The organism is uncultured Dysosmobacter sp. (assembly GCF_947631635.1).
GTDB lineage: Bacteria > Bacillota > Clostridia > Oscillospirales > Oscillospiraceae > Oscillibacter.
The window spans coordinates 71,872-96,640 of sequence record NZ_CANRMB010000006.1; the positions used below are offsets into that span (position 1 = coordinate 71,872).

Genomic DNA, 24,769 nt, shown 5'->3' on the forward strand with positions numbered 1-24,769 from the left:
AGAATGGGGCAGACAAAGACCATCCTGGGGGAGAAGGTGCGGGAGGCCCTGGCCTCTGTGGTGCCCATCACCGTCATCGTGCTGGTCCTGTGCTTCACCGCCGCACCGGTGCCCACGGATATCCTGCTGGCCTTCCTGATCGGCGCGGTGATGCTGATCTTCGGCATGGGCCTGTTCACGCTGGGCGCGGAGACTGCCATGACCCCCATCGGCGAACGTGTGGGCGCACACATGACCAGGTCCCGCAAGCTGTGGGTGGTGGTGTCGGTCAGCTTTTTGATCGGCGTCATCGTCACCGTGTCGGAGCCGGACCTGCAGGTCCTGGCAGGCCAGGTGCCCGGCATCCCCAACGCCGTTCTGGTGGGGGCGGTGGCTGTGGGGGTGGGAGCCTTCCTGGTGGTGGCCCTGCTGCGCATCCTGTTCCGCATTCCGCTGAACGGCCTGCTGATCCTCTCATATCTCGTGCTCTTCACCCTGGCCGCGTTCGTCCCCAGGGATTTTCTGGCCATTGCCTTTGATTCCGGCGGCGTGACCACCGGCCCCATGACCGTGCCCTTCATCATGGCCCTGGGCGTGGGCGTCGCCTCCATCCGCAGCGATGAAAACGCCGCCCAGGACAGCTTCGGCCTGGTGGCCCTCTGTTCCGTGGGGCCTGTTCTGGCGGTCCTGGTCCTGTCGCTGGCGTATCCGGCCTCGGGCGTCTATGTGCCCACGGCCATGCCCGCGGCGGGGGACAGCCGCGCGCTGTGGGGGCTGTTTTTGGAGGCGCTCCCCAGGTATGCCCGGGAGGTGGCGGTGTGTCTGGCCCCCATCGCGGCGTTTTTTGCCGTATTCCAAATGGTGTCCCTGCGCTTGAGCCGGAAAAGGGTATTGAAAATCGTGGTGGGCCTCCTGTATACTGACATTGGATTGACGGTGTTTTTGACAGGCGTGAACGTGGGCTTTCTGCCCGCAGGCGCCTATCTGGGACGGCAGATCGCCGCCCTGGACCAGAACTGGGTATTGGTACCCATCGGCATGCTGATGGGCTGGTTCATCGTCCAGGCGGAGCCGGCGGTCCACTCGCTGAACCGCCAGGTGGAGGAGATCACCTCCGGCGCTATCCCCGGCAAGGCCATGAGCACCAGCCTGTCCATCGGCGTGGCGGTGTCCATCGGCCTTGCCATGATCCGGGTGCTGACAGGAGTCTCCATCTTCTGGTTCCTGGTGCCGGGCTATCTGGCGGCCATCGCGCTGTCCTTCTTTGTGCCGAAAATTTTTACGGCCATCGCCTTTGACTCAGGCGGCGTGGCCTCCGGCCCCATGACGGCCACCTTCCTGCTGCCCTTTGCCCAGGGCGCCTGCGAGGCCCTGGGGGGCAATGTGGTCACGGACGCCTTTGGCGTGGTGGCGATGGTGGCCATGACGCCGCTGATGACCATCCAGCTGCTGGGTCTGGCCTATCAGATGAAGCTGCGGCGGACGGAGCGGGCCGGACAGATGGCGGACGAGGAGGTCATCGACCTGTGATCCGTCAATACGAGAGAGGAGAAACGACCATGGGCGGAGCTGTTCTCATGCTTACCATCACGGACCGCAGCCGCGGCGGGGAGTTTGCGGCCTGGTATCACAGCCAGGGGATCCCGCTGGTGCTGACGGCCTTCGGCCGGGGCACGGCCACCACCGAGATCCTGGACTGCCTGGGGTTGGAGGCCACGGAAAAGGCGGTGCTGCTGTGTGTGGCGCCTTGCTCCCCACGGCTGGTCCGCAGGGCGGCCAGGGAACTCTGGCTGGATGTGCCGGGCCGGGGCGTTTTGATGACGGTGCCGGTCTCCAGCATCGGCGGCGCGGCCGCCAGGGATTATCTGCTGCAACAGGAGGCGGAGGAAACGATGGAAAAAGAGCTGACACATGAGCTGATCGTTGTGATCACCAACCAGGGCTATACGGACCGGGTGATGGACGCGGCCCGGGAGGCCGGGGCCACCGGCGGCACCGCCGTCCATGCCAAGGGCACCGGGACCGAGCTGGCGAAGAAGTTTTTCGGCGTGTCCATCGCGGCGGAAAAGGAGTTGATCTTCATCCTGACGAGGGCGGAGGACCGCAGACCCATCATGAAAGCGGTGATGACCCGGGCGGGGATGGGGACGGAGGCCCAGTCGCTGGTGTTCTCCCTGCCGGTGAGCGGCATCGCCGGCCTGCGGCAGTTTGACGCGGAGAATTGAAAAACGGGGCCTACGGCCCCGAAAGGAATTTCTGGAGGCTTACGGCCAGCGCGTCGAAATGCCATTGTTCTGAAATGGCAGTCCCGCAGGGATGGAATATCCGTAAAAAGGCCTGTGATCGATTCGATCACAGGTCTTTTTGATACATGGTAAAAATGAGTGGTATGCTGCGGCGCGGATGTGATACAATAAAATCCAGGGCAGGAGCCGCGGCACGTGTTTCGATCGGTGCGGGAATGCGAAGGATCCGCATCCCGGCGGAGAACTGGCGTGCGGAAAAAGGAGGATCGCAATGGATACAGAGTTTCCCAGCTATCGGAGGATTGACATGGAGACCTGGCCCCGCCGGGTCACACCGCCTCCGGCGGGCTGGGGCAGGGGCTCCGCGTAAGGGACCCATTGCGCGTTTTCTCTGTAAGCATGTGAGCCTCCTGTGAACAAAGCAGGGATAGACGCCGGTACCGGCGTCTATCCCTGCTCACTTGAAATATTGGGGATACTTTGCCCGAATGGCCGCCGCATCCACCTTATAGCGGCTCAGATGGAACTCCATCAGCCGGCGGGCCTCAGCCGGGTCCCCGCGCTCGATGGCGTTTACGATATCCTCGTGGTCCTGCACGATCTTCAGGTCCTTCACGGCGGAGAGCGCCATACTGCGGACCCGGTCAAAGTGAATGGAGATGTTCTGCATCAGCGTGAAGACTTGGGCCTTTCGGGCAATCCCGAAAATCAGTCCGTGGAACTCGTTGTCCAGAGCCATCAGCTTGTTCGGATAAAAGCTGTCTAAATAAAACTTTTGCAGCCGGACGCTTTCCCTCAGGCGGCCAATGTCATCCGGCGAGGCAAGCTCGCAATCCAGCTCCACCACGGCGCATTCCAGTACGTTGCGCATAAAGCGGGACTCCTCCACCATGTCGTAGTCGATGAGGGAGACCACGCTCCGCTTTTGAGGGTAGATCTCGATGATCTTCGCCTTGGACAGATCGATCAGGGCTTCCCGCACTGGCGTTCGGGAAAGCCCAAGCTCTGCCGCCAGCTCGTTCTCGCTGATCTGACTGCCGGGAGCCAGCTCCAGTTTGATGATGTTATCTTTGATCGTCCGCAGGGCGTAATCCCGACCTGTTTCCCGGGGAAGGCGTTCTAAAACATTCATAGGACTGCCTCCTGACTTGTATCAATGTTTGGATACCAACTAGTATACAAGTCGGGAGGCACCCTGTCAAGTGCGTGATATCAGTGCCCCAGGTACTTCTTCAGTGTCGCCCGGACCGCGCCGGGACCTGCCAGCAGTTCCCTGACCATCCCCTCGATCCTCTCCGAGAGACCCAGTTCTACCAAATCGGATCCGAAGATGACGGGATTTCGCAGGATGTCCTCCAGCTTGCCGTCCACGCTGTCCGGGTCCCCCAGGGTGACGCCAGAGAGCTTGGCCTGAAGCTCTGCCAGTATGGGGTCGCCGCTGCACTCGAAGGGCTTGCCCTCGTCATCCACCGCCAGCAGGTAGCGCAGCCATCCCGCGATGGCCAGGGGGATGAACGTCAATGTCTTCGGGTCCAAACCCGGGCGCTCGGCATATGCCTTGATGGTCTCGCCGAAGCGAATGGAGATCTTCTGGCTGGTGTCGGAGGCGATGCGCTGAGGGGTGTCGGGCATGAAGGGATTGGGGAAGCGCCGGTCGATGACCTCATGGATAAAGTCCATGGGCTTGATGATGCCGGGGTCCGTCACCACGGGCATCCCCTCCACATAGCCGATCTTCTCAATGAGGCTCTTCAACTCCGGGTCCCGCAGTTCAGCGGCGATGGAGTTGTAGCCCAGCAGACAGCCGTAAACGGCCAGGGCAGTGTGCAGGGGATTCAGGCAGGTCATGACCTTCATCCGCTCCACGTTGTTCACGGTGTCCCGGTCGGTCATGAACACCCCGGCCTTCTCCAGCGGCGGGCGGCCGTTGGGGAAACGGTCCTCGATGACCAGGTACTGGGGATTCTCCGCGTTGACAAAGGCGGCGGTGTACCCGTTCTTGCTGGTGACCTTGACCTTCATGTCCTCAAAGCCCGCGTCCGCCAGGGCCTTCTCCACGGCGGGAGCGGGGCGGGGCGTGATCTTGTCGATCATGGTCCAGGGGAAGGAGACCTTGTTTTCATCCTCCACCCAGGCGGCGAAGTCCCTGGAGGCAAATCCGTTCTCCACCCACTTCTCCGTCATGGTCACGACGCTGCTGCGTATTTTCTCGCCGTTGCGGGAGCAGTTGTCCGTACTGACCACAGCCATGGGGGTGCCGCCGGCGTTGAACCGCTCCAACAGGAGGGCGGTCACCTTGCCCATGGCGGAGACGCATTTCTCCGGCCCGGCGGCGAAGTCTTTCTCCGCCATGGGCAGGAACTTTCCGTCCATACCGGTGAGGGCATAGCCCTTTTCGGTGATGGTAAAGGTGATCAGCTGGAGGGAGGGATTTCGGAAGATGGATTTCAGCTTCTCCCAATCCTCGGGATAGGACGGGTCCGCCCGGAGGGCCCCAGCTACGGAGCCGACCACGGTCTTTTCCATATTGCCGTCGGGCATCAATGTGACCAGCAGGCTCAGGTTGTCATAGGGGCCATAGGTGTTGTCCACGATCTCATAGTCAAAGGTCTCGGCGGTGTAGAGGCCGCCCTTTACCAGCCCCTGCTCGATAAGAGACTGCTGGAGCATGGAGTGGAAAGCCCGGAAAAGGCTGCCGGAGCCGAAGTGGACCCAGGTAGGGGCCTTCTCCGTGGCGGCGTGCATATCCTTCCAGTCGAACTTCGGCAGAGTCACTCCGGCGGCTTCCCAAGCCGCGCGGTCCTGGATGCTCTCATAACTCAGTTTCATATCGTTGCTCCTCAAATCTTCCCGGCTTCCCGGTCCAGCATATCCCAGCAGCCCCACATATACATGATGCCCAGGGCCCGGTCATACAGGCCGTATCCGGGGCGCACTGTACCGGGGCCCTCGCCCCACAGGTGCCGGCCGTGGTCGGGGCGGATATAGCCGTCAAAGCCACAGTCGTGATAGGCCCGCATGATCTCCAGAATATTGGTGTCGCCGTCGCAGTCCCGATGGCTGGCCTCCGAGAAGTCGCCGTTGGGGAAGTGTTTAATGTTGCGGATGTGGGCGAAGGCGATGCGGTCGCAGCAGGAACGAATGATATCGGGAACGTCATTGTCCTTGTTGGCCCCCAGAGACCCGGAGCATAGGCACAGGCAGTTATACGGATCGTCCACCATCTTCAGGAATTGGAGGATGGATTGCTTATCCACCAGCAGGCGGGGAAGGCCGAAGATGTCCCACGGGGGATCGTCCATGTGGATGGCCATCTTGATATCGCACTCCCGGCAGGTGGGCATCAGGGCCTCCAGAAAGTACTTGAGGTTCTCCCAGAGCTTTTCCTTTGTGACGGGCTTGTAGGCCTCGAAGAGCTCGTTCAGCTTAGCCATCCGTTCCGGCTCCCAGCCGGGAAAGGTCATGTGGTACTTCTCGGTAAAGGACATGACGTAATTTGCCATCTCCTGGGGGTCCTCGTGGATCTTACTGGGTTCATAATACAGGGCGGTGGAGCCATCGCCCATATGGTGGAAGAGATCCGTGCGGGTCCAGTCGAAGATGGGCATAAAATTGTAGGTGACCACCTTTACGCCGAATTGGGCCAGATTGCGCAGGGTCTCTTTGTAGTTCTCGATATACCGGTCCCGGGTGGGCAGGCCGATCTTGATGTCGTCGTGGACATTGACGGACTCCACCACATCCATGTTGAAGCCATACTCGTCTAGCTGCTTTTTAACGGCGGCGATCTCCGACCGCTGCCAGACCTCGCCGGGCATCTTGTCGTGAAGCGCCCAGACGATGCCCGTTACGCCGGGGATCTGTTTGATGTCGGACAGCTTGATTTGGTCGTTGCCCTCGCCGTACCAGCGGAATGTCATTTTCATAGCGTTCTTTTCCTTTCCTTAACTCAGCCCGACTGAGGGATATAGCCGCCCGCCACGATCACAATGGCCAGCAGGGCCCAGACGGAGACCCAGAGCTGCTTGAAAAAGTTGACGGAGTTGAAGCGCTCCCCCCCCCTGGGGCAATTGCATTTGACAGAAATGATATAGGAACCGATCCTCAGGGAGCGAGCCGGCAGGGCGCCGGGCAGGCAGCCCGCCAGGAACAATGCCCCCACGGAGATGCGGTGTTTTTATCCTGGTATCCTCCTGATTTTTATGAATGGGGGCTCCAGGGATGCTGTACTCTTAATGGATATTTACTATAACACATTTTCTTCGATAAGTCTACTAGTATACCAGTCAAAAAATTAGAGGTGCTTTTTGTGTTTTTTATGGAAACATTCGCTAGACCGGAAAAGTTTACTTGCGCACAGATGTCAAATCGCTTACACCCTGCGCCTGGAGTCCGGCATCATACAAGTGACGTCCGTCCCCCAGAAAGCGCCCTATTCCTGAAAGACGGTTTATATGGCCTGCCGGGGACCCGGCTGCATCTGCCTGTATGTGGAGGAGAGGCGGGCCTATCTCTTGCCTGACGGCACCTCCAGTCAGCGGGTATGGGAGCTTATTCGGGACCGCCTGCCTGGAGAAAGCGCGGGACCTCTTAGAATGAAGCGGCGCAGAGCAGGAAGCCTTCTGAACGGGTAGTTCCGTCAGGGCTTCCTGCTTTAAGTTGTATACGATCGTTTCCAGCTTGCGCGGCAGGGCTTATTTGATTTGACGGAATATCGCAAGCTCTGATGTGCAATATAGATAATTTTCCGAATGAAGTTTAGAATTTCTATATATTGCATTCTTGCATACTAGTGTTAAAATAAACTTAATCAGGCTCTTACGCAAATGATCCTGTATATGAACCGCTCGAATGGGAGGAAACTTACAATTATGAACGATGTTTTCCAAACCGCTTCCAATATTGGAATCATCCCCGTCATCGCCATCAAGGGCGCCGCCGACGCTGTCCCGCTGGCGAAGGCCCTGACCGCAGGCGGCCTCCCCGCCGCTGAGGTCACCTTCCGCACCGCCGCCGGGGAGGAGGCCATCCGCCAGATCGCCCAAAACTGCCCCAACGTCCTGATCGGCGCGGGCACCGTACTGAACCTGGACCAGTGCGACCGGGCCATCGCGGCGGGCGCCCGTTTTATCGTCTCCCCAGGCTATAACGACGTTCTGGTCACCCACTGTATCGAAAAGAACATCCCTGTTTTTCCCGGCTGCACCAACGCCTCCGACATGACGAAGGCCGTCAACGCCGGCTTGAAGATCGTCAAGTTCTTCCCCGCCGAGCAGTCCGGCGGCGTGGCCTTCCTGAAGTCCCTGGCTCCGGTGCTGCCCCTGGACTTCATGCCCACCGGCGGCGTGAACACCAAGAACCTGATGGACTACCTGTCCTTCGACCGCATTGCCGCCTGCGGCGGCACTTGGATGGTGAAGAAGGAGCTGATCGAGGGGCAGAAGTGGGATGAGATCACCGCCATCTGCAAGGACGCGGTCAAGACCATGCTGGGCTTCGAGCTGCGGCATGTGGGGATCAACTGCGCCGACGAGGCGGAGGCCGAGAAGGTCGCCAAAGCCTTTGCCGCCGTCTTCGGCATGGAGTATAAGCCCGGAAACTCCTCCGTTTTTGCCGGGACCGCTGTGGAGTGCATGAAGCGGCCCTATCTGGGCGCTCACGGTCACATTGCCATCGGGACCAACAGCGTGGACCGCGCGGTCTATCACCTGGGCCTCCAGAACGTGGAGTTCGACGAGTCCACCCGCAAGACCGATGCCAAGGGCAAGACCACGGTGATTTATCTAAAAGAGCTCTTCGGCGGGTTCGCCGTCCATCTGGTGCGGAAATAAGGAGGACGAGAAAATGGGTAAAGTGATCACCTTCGGCGAGCTGATGGTCCGGCTCCAGCCCTACAACTACGAGCGTTTCGTCCAGGCGGACCACCTGGAGTTCAGCTTTGGCGGCGGAGAGGCCAACGTGGCCGTGTCCCTTGCCAACTACGGCCTGGACGCCGCCTACGTCACCAAGCTCCCCGCCCACGCCATCGGGCAGGCCGCGGTGAATTCCCTGCGGCGCTACGGCGTGGACACCAGCCTTATCGTCCGGGGCGGCGACCGGGTGGGCATCTACTTCAACGAAAAGGGCGCCTCTCAGCGGGGGAGCGTCTGCATCTATGACCGGGCCCATTCCGCCATCCAGGAGGCGAGTTCCTCCGACTTCGACTGGGACAAGATCTTCGACGGCGCGGAGTGGTTCCACTTCACCGGCATCACCCCGGCCCTGGGCCCCAACATGGTGGACATTTGCCGGGAGGCCTGCAAGGCCGCGAAGGCCAAGGGCGTCAAGATCTCCTGCGACCTAAACTACCGGGGCAAGCTCTGGACCCGGGACCAGGCCCGCTCCGCCATGAGCGACCTCTGCCAGTATGTGGACGTGTGCATCTCCAACGAGGAAGATGCGAAGGATGTGTTCGGCATCGAGGCCGAGGCCACCGACATCTACGCCGGCGAGATCAACCGGGAGGGCTACAAGTCCGTGGCCAAGCAGTTGGCGGACAGGTTCGGCTTCGAGAAGGTCTCCATCACCCTCCGGGAGTCCCGCTCCGCCTCCGACAACGGCTGGAGCGCCATGCTCTACGATGTGAAGAGCGGCGAATACTGCTTCTCTAAGAAGTATGATCTGCGCATCATCGACCGGGTGGGCGGCGGTGACAGCTTCGGCGGCGGCCTGATCTACTCCCTGATGACCGGCAAGAGCACCCAAGCGGCGGTGGAGTTCGCCGTGGCGGCGTCGGCCCTGAAGCACTCCATCGAGGGCGACTACAATATGGTCACGGTTGCCGAGGTGGAGAAGCTGGCCGGCGGCGACGGCTCGGGAAGAATTCAGCGGTAAGCGGGATAGAGCACGCCAGCTCCTGCTCCAGGGCAATGACTCACCGCGATGCATCACCATCAGCGAGTGCGATTTCAGTGGGCTGGATGCCGGCGCGCTGCTGGAGGGCTTTGGCTGGCCCCATCTCGGCGGCAACACTTTCGCCAGCGGATTGATCTACGCATAGATGCGCGGCTATAAGCCCATGGACATGGTGAACTTCGCCGCGGCCAGCAGCGTCATCAAGCATACCATCCACGGCGACGGCAATATCACCGACGATGCCGAGAGCATCCGGAACCTGATGAACATGAATTATGACATCAAGCGATGAAACCGCTATTTTGAAAGGAGGACGGCGCGGCCCGGAAGGACCGCGCCAGCCGCTATGAAAGCATTTATGGACAAAGAGTTTCTGCTGGGGACCAATACGGCGAGGCATCTCTACCACGACTATGCCGCCTCTATGCCTCTGGTGGATTATCACTGTCACATTCCTCCCTGCGAAATTTATGAGAACCGCCGCTTTGACAACCTGGCGGAGGTCTGGCTGGGGGGACGAAAACCTGACGGCAGCTATTTTGGCGACCACTACAAATGGCGTCTCATGCGTTCCAACGGTGTCAGCGAGGACTATGTGACCGGGTCCAAGCCTGCCTTTGAACGGTTCATGAAGTTCGCCGAGACCTTGGAGATGGCGATCGGCAACCCCATGGTCCACTGGTGCAACCTGGAACTGCGGCAGTTCTTCGGCTATGAGAAACCGCTGACGCCCGCCACCGCCCGGGAGTGCTGGGATTTCTGCAACGAGAAGCTGCGGACCGACCCTGAGCTCACCGTCCGAGGCATTATCAAAAAGGCCAATGTCGCCATGATCGGCACCACCGACGACCCCATCGACTCTCTGGAGTGGCATGAAAAGATCGCCGCCGACCCGTCTATCACGGTTAAAGTCTGTCCCTCCTTCCGCCCTGACAGGGCCATCAACATCCATAAGGAGGGCTTCGCAGAATACATCGCCGCTTTGGCAAAGAGCGTGGGCAGGGACAGCCTGGACAGCGTGGAGGAGGTCTGCGCCGCCCTGACCGAACGCCTGGAGTTTTTCAAAAAGCTGGGCTGCCGGGCCAGCGATCACGGCCTGGACTATATCCCCTTCCGTCCTTGTGTCATGGAGCGGGCCGACGCGGCATATCAAAAGGCGCTGAAGGGCGAGGCTCTGACGCTGGAGGAGGCCGAGGAATACCAGACCGCGGTCCTTTTGCACCTGGGGCGGGAATACTACCGGCTGAACATCGCCATGCAGCTCCATTACTCCTGCGCCCGAAACGTCAACCGGCGGATGTTCCGCGAAATGGGCCCGGATACCGGCTTTGACATGATCGCCCAGAACACCTGCGGAGCCAGCATCGCGGCACTGCTCTCCGCACTGGAGGAGACCGGCGAGTGCCCTAAGACGATCCTCTACTCCCTGAACCCGGCGGATAACGAACAGCTTGACGCCCTCCTGGGCTGCTTCCAGTCCAGCGAGCTGCCGGGGAAGCTCCAGCACGGCTCCGCCTGGTGGTTTAACGACACCAAAAGCGGCATGGAGGCGCAGATGATATCGCTGGCCAACCTGGGCCTCCTGGGCAACTTCGTGGGGATGCTGACGGATTCCCGTTCCTTCCTCAGCTACGCCCGGCACGACTACTTCCGCCGTATCCTCTGTAATTTGATTGGGAATTGGGTGGAGAACGGCGAGTATCCCAACGACGAGAAAGCCCTGAAGCGTATCGTGGAGGGCATCTGCTATAAAAACGCCGCCCGGTATTTTGACCTGGAGGTGTGATGGACGCACTTTTTCAGGAACGCAGGGAGGACCGCCTGCTCCCGCAGTGAAGACCTCCACCAATACGGTCCTTTTTGAGTGGAAGCCCGGCTGGACCGCCTTCAGCGCTGGCACCGCGGCACAGGGAGAGAGCCTGGATGCCGCCGTGGCCCATACCGCCCGTGTGATCCATTCCGCCTTTCATCCTGACAAGGTGAATTACGGTGCCTATGGCGGCACGACAGGGCAGCTGCATTTTCATCTGGTCCCCAAGCACAAAGAGCGGGCAGAGTGGGGCGGAGTGTTCCAGATGGCCCCCAGCAAGTGATTCTTTCCCAGACGGAGTATGAGGCGATAATCGAAAAAATCAAGGTACAGATGTAAAGGAAAGGTGTTGCAGCGGCCCGCTGTTGGGTCATGCGAAAATCAAAAGGGAATGCAAGGGTGACCATAAATTTTTAAAGAATCACTCCAGCAGTTCCTCCGCAAGGTGCGGCCTCAAATTCAGAACGAGGGGCTGCACGTGCTATGACCCACCACGGTCTCCAGCACAGCTGCGCCGCCCGTACATATCGGGAGCTGATTGAAAATGGCGCCGCTCCCCTGGATGCCAGCTATCAGGTGTCCCGGCTGCTGGGCCATGAGCGGCCCGATGAGACCATAAACATCCATCTGGATGCTTATGGTCGTGTCTCCCAGAAAATGCGCCAGCAGTCCGCAAATCGGATGGAGCAGTTTATCCGGAAAGTATCCGGGTAAACCGCCCTCGAAAGATTGTGAAAAAATCCCGTAAGGGTCAAAGAGTATGACAAAGCCCTGGAACCATTGCAGTTCCAGGGCTTTCTTTGGCGGAGAAGGAGGGATTCGAACCCTCGAGACCCTTTAGGGGCCTACATGATTTCCAATCATGCGCCCTCGACCAACTAGGCGACTTCTCCATAGCTGTTCCAGTGCTTTTCCGCGTATGCGCTTGTGTACTGCCGCTGTGGAGCGACAGCGTTATAATTATAGCAGAAGATCCCTAAAAGTCAAGCCCTTATTTTGAAGTTTCTGAAAAAGCGGAGGGCGTTTGCCCTCCGCTCCGCGCATCAGCGCATTTCGGAAACGATGTTGTCCACGGCATGGTCCACGGCGACACCCAGCTTGTGGATACTCTTTCCCACTTGCGTTTTCATGGGATCTCTGCCGCAGGGCACCATCATTCCCATTGCGGCGCCGGCCATCAATCCGGCGCTCATACCGACCCAAAATCCGGTACACATCTTCATTTCAGTCACTCCTTTTTCGGCACGGAGCTAGTATGACCGAAAAGCGGCGAAAAAAACGCCGGGGAGTGATTTGCCAAAATGTTCTGAATACGCTATACTGTTTATGAAAAATCAAAAAAATTTTGGAGGCATGAAAGGGACTATGACCAGCATCTATTTGATCCGCCACGCGGAGGCGGAGGGAAATCTATACCGCATCGCCCAGGGACAGTATGACAGCATTCTCACCGACCGGGGCTGGCGGCAGGTCCGGGCTTTGGAGCGGCGCTTTGCGGACGTCCACATTGACGCAGTATATTCCAGCGACCTTTACCGCACCTGCGCCACCGCCACCGCCATCTATAAACCCAAGGGGCTGCCCCTGCACCGGGTGCCGGGCCTGCGGGAGATCTGCGTGGGCGCCTGGGAACAGCGGACCTGGGGCGATATCTACCGCCAGGACCCGGAACAGATGGAGAACTTCAACCTCCATCCGGAACGCTGGCAGGTGGACGGCGCGGAGACGCCCCGGCAGGTGCTGGACCGGGCGATGGCAGCTATCCGGGAGATCGCCGCGTCCAACAGCGGCAGGACCGTGGCGGTGTTTTCCCATGGATACGCCATCCGGCTGGTTCTGGCGGCTTTGCAGGGGTATTCTGTGGACCAGCTGGCCCAGACGCCGGTGGGAGACAACACCGCCGTCTCCCTGATCGAAGCGGAGGGGGAGAACCTGCGGGTGGTGTTCCGGGACGACAACAGCCATCTGCGGACGCCGGATTTTCTGGCGGGGGAGACGGTCAAAAAGCGGGCCAACGGATTGGAACCCGGCCTGTATTTCCTGCCCCTGCGGCTGCCGGAGCAGGCGGAGGAGCTGGCGGCGCTGGTATCTGCCGCATGGGACGCTGCGGGAATGGGACAGGTCTTTGACCGGACGCGCCTGCTGGCGGACGCCGGCCGGCGGTCCACCCTGGTCGGCTATCTGAACGGCGAGCCGGTGGGACTGGTGCAGCTGGGGCCGGAGAACGGCTGGATCTCCCTGGCCTGCATCCGCCCGGACTGCCGGAAGCGGGGCTTCGGCGTCCAGCTGATCGGCCAGGCGGTGCAGCACACCCGTCCCCAGGGCGGGCAGACGCTGCGGATCGCGCTGGCACCGGAGGCGGAAGCGCAGCGGTTTTTCCGGGAGAACGGCTTTGTCCCCGTGGGAAAGACGGAGACCGGCCGGGAGATTTTGAAAAAGAATGTGGGCTATGACCCGGAGATCCTGGGTCGCTGAGAAATTTTTTTCAGAAGCCGGTTTGACGACAGGAGCGGACAAAATTACTGTTGACAAACCGGACGGGGTTTCCATATAATGTCCTTACTGTACAAGACGCTTAAAAGGGAGTAGCTTACGGATACAAACGTGATGCGGCCCGTCATCTCGGCAGCTTTTACCCTGCCCGGGCACATCGGAAAAGCGAGACTTTTATTGCGTACGGACCACCGGGAGAATCGGCCTGTTTCCGTGCGCGGTAGAAGTCTCGTTGATTTTTGAAAAGGGCGGTTGTGTGTTATGAGTATTTGGATCACGGTATTGCTGTTCCTGGTGGGATTGCTGCTGATCGTCAAGGGCGGCGACTGGTTTTTGGACGGCGCCGTGTGGATCGCGGAGGCCACCGGTGTGCCCCGGTTCATCATCGGCGCCACCATCGTGTCCCTGGCCACCACCCTGCCGGAGCTGACGGTGTCCGTCACCGGCGTGCTGCAAAATGAGGTGGATCTGGCGGTGGGCAACGCGGTGGGGTCCGTCACCGCCAACCTGGGATTGATCCTGGGCATCTCCGTGTTTTGCATCCCCTCGGCGATAAGCAAAAAGCAGTTCAATTTCAAGGCGGTCCTCATGGTGTCCGGCGCGGTGCTGCTGCTGGTGCTGTGCAGGAACGGCGTGCTGTCCTTCCTGCCCAGTCTGCTGCTGTTTGCGGTATTTATCGCCTATCTTGGCAACAACATCCTGGATGCCAAAGCCAGTATGCAGGAGAGCCGGAGCGAACATCTGGAACGGCGCACCACCTCCCACCGCCAGATGGTCATGAAGCTGGGCATGTTCGCCATCGGCATCGCCGCCATTGTCATTGGCTCCCGTCTGTTGATCGACTACGGCAGCGAACTGGCGCTGCTGCTGGGCGTGCCCGCCAGCATCATCGGCGTGACCATGGTGGCCATCGGCACGTCCCTGCCGGAGCTGGTGACGACCCTGACCGCCATAGCGAAAAAAGAGGCCTCCATGTCCGTGGGCAATATCATCGGCGCCAACGTCATCGATCTGACCATGATCCTGCCCATCTGCTCCGCCGTGTCCGGCGGACGGCTGACCATCGGCGGCCAGACCACGGCGCTGGACCTGCCCGCCTGCCTGCTGCTGTGCTGCGTGGCGGTGGTGCCGCCCCTGTTCAAGGGGAAGTTCTACCGCTGGCAGGGCGTGGTGATGCTGGGCCTGTACGCGGCTTACGTGGTGAAGCTGGTGGCCTGACAGGGCAGAAAAACGAAAAACGCCTGGGGCGATGCCTCAGGCGTTTTTTAGCGTCCGGTTTTCAAAAACAGTATTTTATTTTGGTTAGTACTTGACAATACATAGTAGTTGGTATAAGATAAGAGTCAAAGGAGAGATGTTATGAACGCGCAGTTCAAAAAAGGCGTGCTGGAGCTGATCGTTCTGGAGTCCGTGCGGAAGCGGGACATGTACGGCTACGAGCTGGTGGCCGAGGTGTCCAAGGTGGTGGACGTCAACGAGGGGACCATTTACCCCCTGCTCAAACGGCTGACCAATGAGCGCTATTTCGAGACATACCTCCGGGAGTCCACAGAGGGACCGCCCCGGAAGTACTATCATCTCACCGCCGCAGGCGTGCTGTACCGGGACCAGCTGGAGGCGGAGTGGGACCTGTTCCAGCAGCAGGTGAATCGGTTTCTAAAGGAGCAAAGATCATGAAAAACAAGGAATCGTTTTTGAAGGAGCTGCAAGACCGTCTCTCCGTCCTGGAGGAGGCGGAGCAGCAGGATATTCTGGCGGAGTACGCCCAGCACATCGACCTGCGGGTGGCAGGGGGCCTGACGGAGGAGGCGGCCATCCGGGATTTTGGCGACATTGACCAGCTGACGGCGGAGATCTTGAGCGCCTATCATGTGAAGCCTACCTATCAGGCGCCCAAGGGGAAAAGGCGGATTCCGAATCCCTGGCCCGCCATCCGCCGGGGGACGGCCAAGGCGGGCGGCTTTTTCCGGCGGCTGGGCAGCGGGATCGCGGGCGGCTTTGGAAAGCTTTGGGGGACCCTGAAGGCTTGGAAGGCAAGACTCGAGGAGCGTCTGGGTCTGAGCAGGGACTTCTTTGAAGCGGCGGAGACGGAGGCGGAGAAAGATGCCCCAGAGACTGCGGAGAGCGCGGCAGTGGTGGAGTGCGCGGCGGAGGAAATACCTCCGTATCCCGGGGAAGAGACAGAAAACAAGGAGGCGGTGGAGCCTGTGAACGAGAAAAAAGAGACCGCATGGACCGCTGTAGGCGGCTTTTTCCGGCGGCTGGGCCATGGCCTGTGGCAGCTTTGCCGGGGCGCGGCATGGCTGGCGTGGAACCTGTTTTTGCTGCTGTGCGCCCTGCCCTTCGTGGGGCTGGGGCTGCTGGCGCTGATGTGCCTGGGAGCCCTGATAGTGCTGCTGACCCAGGGGTATCCCCTGACAGGCGTGACCCTGTGCTGCCTAGGCGGCGCGGCCTGCTGCGTGGGCATTCTGGGCCTCGGCAGCGGCCTGATCTGGCACCGGGCCAGACCAGCGGCGCAGGCGGCTGGGACCGTTTTTGAGGCGGAACCGGTGACCGCGCTGGTCCGTGAGACCGTGATGGAAGTGGAGAGAGACGAGGTGACGGAAGATGATGCGGAATAAAAAGACCTTCCGCCTGACAATGCTGGGCATCCTGTGCGGGGGCCTGCTGCTGGTGGGCGTGGGCGCGGGGGTGGCCTTTGCGGAGTATTCCACCTTTACCTATGCCGGAGAGCGGGTGCCGGAGCAGGCCCAGCTCCAGAGTGCAAGCTTCACCGCGCAGGTGGACCCGGAGGCACAGCAGATCGTGATCGGCGGCTATGGCACCGGCCTCTATCAGTTGGAGGAGACCGCCAGGATCGAGACCAGCGAGGACCTGGAGCCGGGAACGCTCCAGTTTGATTTCCAGTACCGGTCCATAGGCCCCAAGCTCGATCTCTCCTGGGACAGGGAGCCTCTGGGAGACTCGATCCGCCTGTACTGGTACAATAATGAGAGTGAGTTGAATCTGCTGCTGTCCTGCAAGGATCAGCTCCTGGCGGATATCAGGGACCATCAGATCGGTGATTATGCGGCGGTCCAGTTGACGGACGCGGTCATCACCGTCAACCCCGCCGGCGCGGAGAAGATCCTATTTGACTGAACACACCAAAAGGACTTCCACTTCCGTGGAAGTCCTTTCTTACGCCTCTTTTCGGGCGATATAGTCAATTAACTTGAAAAATAGCAAAGCTGTTTTTCAAGCGGGCAATGCCCGACCTGCGCGAAGCGCACGGTTAATGACTATGAAATCCAAATCAAGGCCGCTTTTGCGGCCTGTCACAGCGCATGTGCGCTGTGACACTTGAAAAGTGGTAAAACCACTTTTCAAGTTATTTGATTATATCCGCCGCGATGCGGGCGGTCATGCCCCAGATGACATGGCCCTGATAGTGCCACACCGGCACCTCCACCTGTCCCCTGGCCCAGGGGTAGGTCCGTGGGATCCCGACGGACTCATAGGGGAATGACTCCGGCACTCTGGGGAGAAGAGCGTATTGGTGCCGCTCCGGCTCCGTGGCCTGAAAGAAGGACAGGGGCACGGTAAAAACTTCCGCTACCTCGGCGGGGGAGGGCCGCAGGCCGGCAAAGCCCCGGGCGGAGACCAGGCCCAGCACGGGCCGCAGCAAAAAGCCCTTTTGGTTGCAGATGAAATCCGGCGTGCCCAGAAGCGTCACCGTCTCCGGCGGGATGGACAGCTCCTCCCAGGTCTCCCGCAGGGCGCAGTCCTCCACAGACTCCCCGGGTTCCATCCTGCCGCCGGGAAAGCACACCTCGCCGCCCTGGCTGACGCCGGCGGACCGGACCTCGAACAGCAGGTGCAGGCCGTCCGGCTGCTCCACCAAGGGGCAGAGCACCGCATAGCTGTGCCGGGCGCCCAAAAGCCCCGGCTCATGGCCGCCGTACCGGCGGCGCAGCATCTCCAGCTCCCCCATCACAGCAGCACGGTCAGGGCCTGGCGGCAGTTCTGGATCTCCACCACCGGCAGGCTGGGGGCGTATTCGCCGTCCAGGGACCAGGGAAGGGTCTCTCCGGTCTCCAAATGGATGGCGGAGACGTGGCGGAACACAAGGCCCTCCCGGTCATACTGCTGGTTCAGCAGAGCCAGCACCAGATTCTGGAGGTCCAGGGCGGTCTTGGGATTGGGGATCAGCAGCATCTCGAACTTGCCGTCATCCAGCACCACCCGTTCGGGGTCCAGCTTCATCAATCCGCCGATGGACGTGGAGTTGCACACAGCGCCGAAGAGGTAGTCCCCATCCAGCACCTCTCCGTCGGCGGTGAGGCGGATGCGGTACGGCCGCAGGGTGTCCAGGTCCTTCATGCCCTCCAAAATATAGGCGAAGTGGCCCAGGGCGTTTTTGGCGCTCTGGGGAGCGGAGTAGGAGCTTTTGGTAAACGCGCCGAAGGACGCCACATAGACGAAGCTCCGGTCGTTCCAGCGGCCGATGTCCAGCTGCCGGGGCGCATGGGCCGCCAGTGCCTCGGCGGCCACGGCGGGCTTTCCGGAGACATGGAGGCTGGCGGCAAAGTCATTGGTGCTGCCCTGGGGGAGATAGCCCAGCGGGGGCCGCTTTTCCAGCCGCATCAGACCGGAGATGACCTCGTTCAGCGTGCCGTCGCCGCCCACCGCCACCACCACGTCGTACGCGCTGCCCTCCCGGGCCGCGATCTCCGCGGCGTCTCCGGCGGCGGCCGTCTGGCGGATGGAGAGCAGATAGCCGGCCTGGGAGAGAATGGCCGCCGCGTCGAACAGCGGCCCGCGGGATTTGTTCCGGCCCGCCCGGGGGTTGACGATCATCAGAAGTTTTCGATGTTCCATAAGCAGATGCCTCCTGATCGAAAGGACAAAAACATGGGATTAAAAGCGTGTAAAAAATAGTATATCACGGCAAAATGAGGATTGCAATTCCAAGGTGCGGCATGTAGAATGGAACCCAGAGGGGAGGACGGTCGATGAAACGCGAAAACAAGTATATCAGGCAGGGCCTGCTGGTATTTGCCACGGTCTGCGCCATCCTCCTGTTTTATGACACCCTCTTTGGGCGGCATATGATCCTGCGGTTCGGGCGGCAGCTGCTGTCCGCGCTGGAGCCGGTCCTCTGCGGCGCGTTCATCGCCTATCTGCTGGCGCCGATGGTGAACTTTTTTGAGGGCAGCCTGTTTGCCGCGCCCATGAAAAAGGCCCGGGAAGAGGGACGGATGACATCCGTGGGTGTCCGGACGGTGAGCCTGCTGATGACCTGGGCAGTCATCTGCGTGCTGTTCTATCTGCTGGCCTCCGTGCTGCTGCCGGAGCTGTATAAAAGCGTTCTCCAGCTGGTCAGCAATGTGGAGAACTATTACAACGTCATCAGCGGCTGGGTGGAGCGCCTGCTGGAGAGCAACCCGGCGGTGGAGACCTGGGTGGCGGGCCAGATGGATACCGCCTACGAAAAGGCCACCACCTGGCTGGAAAAGGAGGCCCTTCCCCAGGCCCAGACCGTGATGATCGTGGCCGCCGGCGGCGTCATGAGCATCGTGAATTTCCTGAAAACCATGCTGGTGGGCATCATCGTGTCCATCTACCTGCTGGCCACCAAGGAGCGCTGCGCCGCCCACGCCCGCAAGATGGCGTACAGCCTGTTTTCGAAGAGGGACATCCATTGGGTGCTGCGGGGCGCCCACAAGGTGGACGACATCTTCTCCGGCTTCGTCCGGGGCAAGCTGCTGGACTCCCTGATCATCGGCATCCTGTGCTTTGTCGGCTGTTCCGTTCTGGATTTCCCCTACACGCCGCTGGTGTCCGTCATCGTGGGCGTCACCAATGTCATCCCCTTCTTCGGCCCCTTCCTGGGGGCCATCCCCAGCACCTTCCTGATCCTGCTGGCCTCGCCCATGAAGGCGCTGTACTTTGTGATCTTCGTCCTGTTTTTGCAGCAGCTGGACGGCAACATCATCGGCCCCAAGATCCTGGGGGACAAGACGGGACTGCCCAGCCTGTGGGTCATCATCGCCATTCTGGTGGGCGGGAGCTTCTTCGGCCTGCCGGGCATGTTTTTCGGCGTGCCGGTGTGCGCCTGCCTGTACAGCGCGGCGGCCTTCTGGATGGAGTACCGCCTGCGGAAAAAAGAGCTGCCCCTGGGGACAGACGCCTATGCCAGGGATGTGCCGGAGGCCGCGGCAGAGGCGGCGGAGCCGCCCGCAGATCCTGCCGGGGGCAAAAAAAGCTGAAAAAAGGCTTGCAATCACGGCGGATATCGTGTACAATACGGCCTTGCAGGGTGTTCGTTACAAAAATAACGACCAGTTTGCAGGGCTGTATTCATTCCGCCGCGCTGTTCACGCGGGGCGGCGGCCTACAATTGAATAGAGCCGAATCATTTCTGTCAGGGCGAACAGCCCAACACTGACCCAAAGCGGCAGTGATGTAAAGGAGAAGAATGACATGAAGAAGAAACTTTTGGCACTCCTTCTTCTGGTCAGCCTTCTGGGCGCCGTACTCACCGGTTGCGGAGACGGCAGCACAGAAAAGGCCCCGGAAGATGGACAGGAACCCAACGGCTCTACCAGCGTGAGCACACCGGCCAACGAGGTCACGGTGGGCATCGCGCAGGGCCTGGACGAAAGTCTTGACCCCCACAAAGCGGTGGCGGCAGGAACCAAGGAAGTCATGTTCAATGTATTTGAGGGCCTGATGAAGCCCACTTCTACGGGAGATCTGATCCCTGCTGTCGCTGAAAAGTACGAGGTTTCCGACGATCGAATGACGTACACCTTTACCCTGCGGGAGGGTGTGAAGTTCCACAACGGTGACACGGTGGCAGCGGAGGATGTGGTATATTCCATCGAGCGCTGCGCCGACACCTCTGAGGGAGCCCCTCTGGTGGAGGCGTTTTCTGTTATCCAGAAGGTAGAGGCCACCGACGACCGCACGGTCGCCATCACCATTTCCGAGCCCAGCAACGAGTTTATTTCCTATATGACCACCGCCATCCTGCCGGCGGACTATGACCAGCAGGACACCGCCCCCGTGGGCACCGGCCCCTTCAAGTTCGTGTCCCGGGCTGCCCAGGACAACATCGTGCTGGAGAAGTTCGGCGAGTACTGGGGCACCCCCGCCTATCTGGACAAGGTGACCTACAAGATCATTGAGAACGCCGACAGCCTGATGATGAGCCTCCAGAGCGGCGCCATCGATATCTGCTCCCACCTGACCAGCACCCAGGTGGCCCAGCTGGGGGACGACTTCAACGTGGAAGAGGGCACCATGAACCTGGTGCAGGCCATGTATCTGAACAACGCGGAGAAGCCCTTTGACGACGTGCGCGTCCGGCAGGCCCTGAGCTATGCCATCGACAAGCAGGGCGTCATCGACCTGGCCTTTGACGGCTACGGCAGCCCCATCGGCTCCAGCATGTACCCCGCCTTCGGCAAGTATTTTGTGGAGGAGCTGTCCAATTATTACACCCACGACGTGGAGAAGGCCAAGAGCCTGCTGGCGGAGGCCGGCTATCCCGACGGCTTTGAGATGACCATCACCGTGCCCTCCAACTATCAGCCCCATATCGACACCGCCCAGGTGCTGGTGGAGCAGCTGAAGGAGGTGGGCGTCACCGCCAAGATCGAGTTGGTGGAGTGGGGCACCTGGCTGTCCGACGTATACGCCGGCCGGCAGTTCCAGTCCACGGTGGTGGGCGTGGACGCCTCCAACATGACCGCCCGCGCCCTGTTGGAGCGGTTCACCTCCACCGCGGGCAACAACTTCATCAACTACAAGAACGCGGATTACGACGCGCTGTTCGCCCAGGCCCAGTCCAGCTACGACGACGCGGAGCAGACCGCCCTGTACAAGCAGATGGAGGAGAACCTGACCGCCAACGCCGCCAACGTCTACATCCAGGACCTGGCGGACCTGGTGGCCGTCCGCAAGGGACTGGAGGGCATCAACTTCTATCCCATCTACGTGCTGGACCTGTCCACGGTCCGCTACGTCCAGTAATATTTTGAGCGGCTGTTGTCCGGCCGCTCGCCCGGAAAGGGGGCGATGACCATGAAATACGCGGCAAAGCGCATTGCCATGCTGCTCGTGACCATGGTCATCGTCTCCTTTTTGGCCTTCGCGGCGTTTTCCATGATCTCCGGCAATGCGGCGGAGATCATGCTGGGGACCCAGGCCACCCCGGAGCGCCTGGCGGCCCTGGAAAAGGAGCTGGGCCTGGACCGCCCCCTGCTGGTGCGGTATGGGGCGTGGCTGGCGGGCTTCTTCACCGGAGACCTGGGCATCTCCATCAGCTACAAGCAGCCGGTGGGAGAGCTGATCGCCCCCAAGGTGCTGGTGACGCTGTGCCTCAGCGTGCTCAGCTTCCTGCTGATCGCGGTGCTGGCCATCCCCCTGGGGGTCTGGTCCGCCCGGCGGTCCGGCGGCAGGCTGGACGGCGTGCGGACGGCGTTCAACCAGCTGTGCATGGCGGTGCCGCCCTTTTTCACCGGCATCCTGCTGACCTGGCTGTTCAGCACCACGCTGAAATGGTTCACCCACGGCCGGTTCCCGGAGCTGGGAACGGACTTTTTGGGGGCGCTGAAATACATGCTTTTCGCCGCGGTCTCCCTGGCCATCCCCCGCATCGCCATGACGGTGCGGATGCTGCGCAGCACGGTTTTGGAGGAGATGCAGAAGGACTATGTCCGCACCGCCATCTCCCGGGGCAATGACCGCGCCGGCGTGCTGTACCGCCATGTGCTGAAAAACGCCTTGGTCCCGGTGGTCACCTTCCTGGCCCAGACCATGGCGGAGATCGTGGCGGGCGGCATCGTGGTGGAGCAGGTCTTTGCCATCCCCGGACTGGGACGGCTGCTGGTGGCCTCCATCTCCAACCGGGATTACCCGGTGGTCCAGGCCATCGTGGTCATTCTGGCCTTCTGGGTGGTGCTGGCGGGCACGGTGGCGGACCTCATCAACCAGCGGATCGATCCCCGCCTGCGTCTGGGAGGTGGCTCATGAGACGGATGAACGGTTACTTAAAAGCCGGACTGCTCCTGACGGGCTTTTTGGCGGCGCTCATTATTCTGGGCTATTTCTGGACACCCTATGATCCCACAGCCATGGCGGTGGGGCCGAAAACCGACGCGCCCTCCCTGGCGCACTGGATGGGCACCGACAACTTTGGCCGGGACATCTTCAGCCGGGTGCTGAAGGGCGCGGGCATGACCTTTGCCATCGCGCTGTCCACCGTCGCCATCGGCGCCGTGTGCGGCACCGCCGTCGGCGCGCTGACCGGCTATTTCGGCGGCGTGGTGGACGACGCCCTCATGCGTTTCAACGACGCGCTGACCGCCTTCCCCAGCATCCTGCTGGCGCTGGTCATCATCAGCGTACTGGGACCGGGCAGCAAATACAATGTGGTGCTGGCCCTGGGCATTGTGTTCATCCCCAGCTTTGCCCGTGTGACCCGGACGGCCTTTGCAGCCCTCCGGGAGGTGAACTATGTGAAGAGCGCCCGGCTGATGGGGGCGGGAAACGGCCGCATCCTGGCGGTCCACATCCTGCCCAACACCATGCAGGTGCTGCTGCCGGCCATTACCATCGGGTTCAACAACGCCGTGCTGGCGGAGGCGTCCATGAGCTATCTGGGCATCGGCGTGACACCGCCGGACGCGTCTTTAGGCTACATGTTGTCCGAGGCACAGAGCATGTTCACCCTGGCCCCCTGGTACGCCGTCGGCACCGGCCTTGTGATCATCCTGCTGGTGTTCGGCGTGGGCCTGATCGGCGAGGGCTTGCAGCGCCGGGGAAATGAGGTGGCCTGATGCTGGAGATCCGAGATCTGCATGTAAAATTCCATACCCGGGACCGGGAGGCGGTCTCCGGGGTGTCGCTCACGATCCGGGACGGCGAGATCGTGGGTCTGGTGGGGGAGTCCGGCTCCGGCAAATCCGTCACCGCTATGAGCGTGGCGGGCCTGCTGCCCCGGAAACAGTGCGCCTACTCCGGCGAGATCCTGCTGGACGGTGCGGAGCTGCTCCACGCGGACAGGACAGCGCTGCGGAAGGTCCAGGGCAGGGCCATCGGCGTGGTGTTCCAGGAGCCCATGAGCGCCATGGACCCGCTGATGAGGATCGGCGCACAGGTGGAGGAGGTGCTGCGCCTCCACACGGACCTGGGCCCGGAGGAGCGGAAGAAGCTGGCCCTGGAGGCACTGGAGGCCGTGGAGCTGCCGGACGCGGCGGGGATCTATGAAAAATATCCCCATGAGCTGTCCGGCGGGATGCTCCAGCGGGCCATGATCGCGGCGGCCATCGTCATCCGGCCCCGGCTGCTGCTGCTGGACGAGCCGACCACGGCCCTGGATGTGACCATCCAGGCCCAGATCCTGGAGCTGCTGAAAAAGCTGAACCGGGAATCCGGCATCTCCATGCTGTTCATCTCCCACAACCTGAACGTGGTGCGGAAGCTCTGTGGCCGGGTGGCGGTGATGCAGCGGGGCGTGCTGGTGGAGGAGGGGGACACCGAGCAGGTGTTTTACCATCCCCAGCATCCCTACACCCAGCGGCTGATCGCCGCCATCCCCACACGGGAGAGGAGGGAGCGCTCATGAAGGAAGAGCTGGTGCTCTCCGTCCGCCATGTGACCAGCGGCTACCATGAGGGCGGCGTTTTCCGGCGGGGCGCGTATCACGAGGTCCTTCACGACGTGACCTTTGACATCCGCTACGGCGAGATTTTGGGCCTGGTGGGGGAGTCCGGCACCGGAAAATCCACCCTGGCCCGGACGATCCTAAACATGGTGAAGCCAGACCAGGGCGTGGTGGTCCATTACACCAGGCGGCCCCAGATGATCTTTCAGGACCCATACAGCTCCCTGAACCCCGCCTACACGGTGGGCTGGATCCTGGAGGAGCCGCTGCGGATCTACGGCAAGTATGACGCCCCGGAGCGGAAGCGCCGGGTGCGGGACATGCTGGACCGGGTGGAGCTGCCCGGGGAGGTTTTGACCGCAAAGCCCAGAGAGCTGTCCGGCGGACAGCGGCAGCGGGTCAGCATCGCGGCGGCACTGATCCAGCGGCCCAGGTTCATCATCGCGGACGAGCCGGTGTCGGCGCTGGACGTGACCATCCAGGCCCAGATTTTAAAGCTGCTGAAGGACCTGCGGGATGAGCTGGACCTGAGCTTTCTCTTCATCTCCCACGACCTGAACGTGGTGTATCAGCTGTGCGACCGGGTGCTGGTGATGAAGGCGGGCCGCATCGTAGAGCAGGGGGCGGTGGACGACATCTTCGACCATCCCCAGGCGGACTATACCAGGCAGCTTCTGGCTGCGGCGGAGTGAA

General features: G+C 61.0%; 24 protein-coding genes, 1 tRNA gene and 1 pseudogene. 19 read left to right on the top strand and 7 right to left on the bottom strand.

What is annotated here, in order from left to right:
* Nucleotides 1-3: 3 nt before the first annotated feature.
* Nucleotides 4-1,509: a DUF1538 domain-containing protein gene (locus Q0Z71_RS04920; RefSeq protein ID WP_298019264.1), complete on the top strand. Its 1,506-nt coding sequence runs from the start codon at nt 4-6 to the stop codon at nt 1,507-1,509.
* A 29-nt stretch (nt 1,510-1,538) separates the two neighbouring features.
* Complete coding sequence (locus tag Q0Z71_RS04925; RefSeq protein WP_298019111.1) at nt 1,539-2,204, top strand: P-II family nitrogen regulator; 666 nt, start codon at nt 1,539-1,541, stop codon at nt 2,202-2,204.
* Nucleotides 2,205-2,682: 478 nt separating this feature from the next.
* Here Q0Z71_RS04925 and Q0Z71_RS04930 read toward each other — a convergent pair whose 3' ends face one another.
* The 3 genes from Q0Z71_RS04930 to uxuA all read right to left on the bottom strand — a co-directional run bounded on the left by Q0Z71_RS04930 (nt 2,683) and on the right by uxuA (nt 6,151).
* Complete coding sequence (locus Q0Z71_RS04930) at nt 2,683-3,357, bottom strand: GntR family transcriptional regulator (RefSeq protein WP_298019114.1); 675 nt, start codon at nt 3,355-3,357, stop codon at nt 2,683-2,685.
* An 80-nt stretch (nt 3,358-3,437) separates the two neighbouring features.
* Complete coding sequence (locus Q0Z71_RS04935; protein WP_298019117.1) at nt 3,438-5,054, bottom strand: mannitol dehydrogenase family protein; 1,617 nt, start codon at nt 5,052-5,054, stop codon at nt 3,438-3,440.
* 11 nt (nt 5,055-5,065) lie between these two features.
* The gene (gene uxuA, locus Q0Z71_RS04940) at nt 5,066-6,151 is read right to left on the bottom strand and encodes a mannonate dehydratase (RefSeq protein WP_298019120.1); all 1,086 of its coding nucleotides are present in this window, start codon (nt 6,149-6,151) and stop codon (nt 5,066-5,068) included.
* A 945-nt stretch (nt 6,152-7,096) separates the two neighbouring features.
* Here uxuA and eda point away from each other — a divergent pair.
* The 6 genes and pseudogenes from eda (at nt 7,097) to Q0Z71_RS04975 (ending at nt 11,643) form a co-directional block, all read left to right on the top strand.
* Complete coding sequence (gene eda, locus Q0Z71_RS04950; RefSeq protein ID WP_298019124.1) at nt 7,097-8,056, top strand: bifunctional 4-hydroxy-2-oxoglutarate aldolase/2-dehydro-3-deoxy-phosphogluconate aldolase; 960 nt, start codon at nt 7,097-7,099, stop codon at nt 8,054-8,056.
* Nucleotides 8,057-8,069: 13 nt separating this feature from the next.
* Nucleotides 8,070-9,098 (top strand): sugar kinase, encoded by a 1,029-nt coding sequence (locus tag Q0Z71_RS04955; RefSeq protein WP_298019127.1) that lies wholly within the window; start codon nt 8,070-8,072, stop codon nt 9,096-9,098.
* A gap of 127 nt (nt 9,099-9,225) precedes the next feature.
* Nucleotides 9,226-9,411: pseudogene (locus Q0Z71_RS04960) on the top strand (sugar kinase); the annotation flags it as partial.
* Between the two features lie 54 nt (nt 9,412-9,465).
* Complete coding sequence (gene uxaC / locus Q0Z71_RS04965) at nt 9,466-10,905, top strand: glucuronate isomerase (protein WP_298019130.1); 1,440 nt, start codon at nt 9,466-9,468, stop codon at nt 10,903-10,905.
* A 46-nt stretch (nt 10,906-10,951) separates the two neighbouring features.
* On the top strand, nt 10,952-11,212 hold the full coding sequence (locus Q0Z71_RS04970) for a hypothetical protein (RefSeq protein WP_298019133.1): 261 nt from the start codon (nt 10,952-10,954) through the stop codon (nt 11,210-11,212).
* 200 nt (nt 11,213-11,412) lie between these two features.
* Nucleotides 11,413-11,643, top strand: coding sequence for a hypothetical protein (locus tag Q0Z71_RS04975; protein WP_298019135.1), 231 nt, complete (start codon nt 11,413-11,415; stop codon nt 11,641-11,643).
* Nucleotides 11,644-11,730: 87 nt separating this feature from the next.
* Here the strand turns inward: Q0Z71_RS04975 and Q0Z71_RS04980 are convergent.
* Nucleotides 11,731-11,822, bottom strand: a tRNA-Ser gene (locus tag Q0Z71_RS04980).
* 150 nt (nt 11,823-11,972) lie between these two features.
* Nucleotides 11,973-12,152: a hypothetical protein gene (locus Q0Z71_RS04985; RefSeq protein ID WP_298019138.1), complete on the bottom strand. Its 180-nt coding sequence runs from the start codon at nt 12,150-12,152 to the stop codon at nt 11,973-11,975.
* 142 nt (nt 12,153-12,294) lie between these two features.
* Here Q0Z71_RS04985 and Q0Z71_RS04990 point away from each other — a divergent pair, with 142 nt between their 5' ends.
* From Q0Z71_RS04990 to Q0Z71_RS05010, 5 genes are all read left to right on the top strand, one after another.
* Nucleotides 12,295-13,404, top strand: a complete 1,110-nt coding sequence (locus Q0Z71_RS04990; protein ID WP_298019141.1) for a GNAT family N-acetyltransferase — start codon at nt 12,295-12,297, stop codon at nt 13,402-13,404.
* Nucleotides 13,405-13,683: 279 nt separating this feature from the next.
* Nucleotides 13,684-14,640, top strand: coding sequence for a calcium/sodium antiporter (locus Q0Z71_RS04995; protein ID WP_298019144.1), 957 nt, complete (start codon nt 13,684-13,686; stop codon nt 14,638-14,640).
* A 141-nt stretch (nt 14,641-14,781) separates the two neighbouring features.
* Nucleotides 14,782-15,099, top strand: coding sequence for a PadR family transcriptional regulator (locus tag Q0Z71_RS05000; protein ID WP_298019147.1), 318 nt, complete (start codon nt 14,782-14,784; stop codon nt 15,097-15,099).
* On the top strand, nt 15,096-16,043 hold the full coding sequence (locus Q0Z71_RS05005; RefSeq protein WP_298019151.1) for a DUF1700 domain-containing protein: 948 nt from the start codon (nt 15,096-15,098) through the stop codon (nt 16,041-16,043). The genes Q0Z71_RS05000 and Q0Z71_RS05005 overlap by 4 nt, the downstream gene beginning before the upstream one ends.
* Entirely contained in the window at nt 16,030-16,563 is a 534-nt protein-coding gene (locus Q0Z71_RS05010; RefSeq protein WP_298019153.1) for a hypothetical protein, read from the top strand. Before Q0Z71_RS05005 ends, Q0Z71_RS05010 begins: the two co-directional genes overlap by 14 nt.
* A 229-nt stretch (nt 16,564-16,792) precedes the next feature.
* Here Q0Z71_RS05010 and Q0Z71_RS05015 read toward each other — a convergent pair whose 3' ends face one another.
* Together Q0Z71_RS05015 and Q0Z71_RS05020 are read right to left on the bottom strand one after the other, a co-directional pair.
* Entirely contained in the window at nt 16,793-17,380 is a 588-nt protein-coding gene (locus Q0Z71_RS05015) for a CoA pyrophosphatase (RefSeq protein ID WP_298019155.1), read from the bottom strand.
* 14 nt (nt 17,381-17,394) lie between these two features.
* Nucleotides 17,395-18,282 carry a diacylglycerol kinase family protein gene (locus Q0Z71_RS05020; RefSeq protein ID WP_298019158.1) on the bottom strand — a complete coding sequence of 296 codons (888 nt, stop codon included), beginning with the start codon at nt 18,280-18,282 and terminating at the stop codon, nt 17,395-17,397.
* A gap of 134 nt (nt 18,283-18,416) precedes the next feature.
* Here Q0Z71_RS05020 and Q0Z71_RS05025 point away from each other — a divergent pair, with 134 nt between their 5' ends.
* The 6 genes from Q0Z71_RS05025 (at nt 18,417) to Q0Z71_RS05050 (ending at nt 24,768) form a co-directional block, all read left to right on the top strand.
* The gene (locus tag Q0Z71_RS05025) at nt 18,417-19,673 is read left to right on the top strand and encodes an AI-2E family transporter (RefSeq protein ID WP_298019161.1); all 1,257 of its coding nucleotides are present in this window, start codon (nt 18,417-18,419) and stop codon (nt 19,671-19,673) included.
* Nucleotides 19,674-19,887: 214 nt separating this feature from the next.
* Entirely contained in the window at nt 19,888-21,441 is a 1,554-nt protein-coding gene (locus Q0Z71_RS05030; protein ID WP_298019165.1) for an ABC transporter substrate-binding protein, read from the top strand.
* 51 nt (nt 21,442-21,492) lie between these two features.
* Nucleotides 21,493-22,443, top strand: coding sequence for an ABC transporter permease (locus Q0Z71_RS05035; RefSeq protein ID WP_298019168.1), 951 nt, complete (start codon nt 21,493-21,495; stop codon nt 22,441-22,443).
* Entirely contained in the window at nt 22,440-23,249 is an 810-nt protein-coding gene (locus tag Q0Z71_RS05040; protein WP_298019170.1) for an ABC transporter permease, read from the top strand. The genes Q0Z71_RS05035 and Q0Z71_RS05040 overlap by 4 nt, the downstream gene beginning before the upstream one ends.
* Complete coding sequence (locus Q0Z71_RS05045; RefSeq protein WP_298019173.1) at nt 23,249-24,037, top strand: ABC transporter ATP-binding protein; 789 nt, start codon at nt 23,249-23,251, stop codon at nt 24,035-24,037. Before Q0Z71_RS05040 ends, Q0Z71_RS05045 begins: the two co-directional genes overlap by 1 nt.
* On the top strand, nt 24,034-24,768 hold the full coding sequence (locus Q0Z71_RS05050) for an ABC transporter ATP-binding protein (protein ID WP_298019176.1): 735 nt from the start codon (nt 24,034-24,036) through the stop codon (nt 24,766-24,768). The genes Q0Z71_RS05045 and Q0Z71_RS05050 overlap by 4 nt, the downstream gene beginning before the upstream one ends.
* Nucleotide 24,769 lies beyond the last annotated feature (1 nt).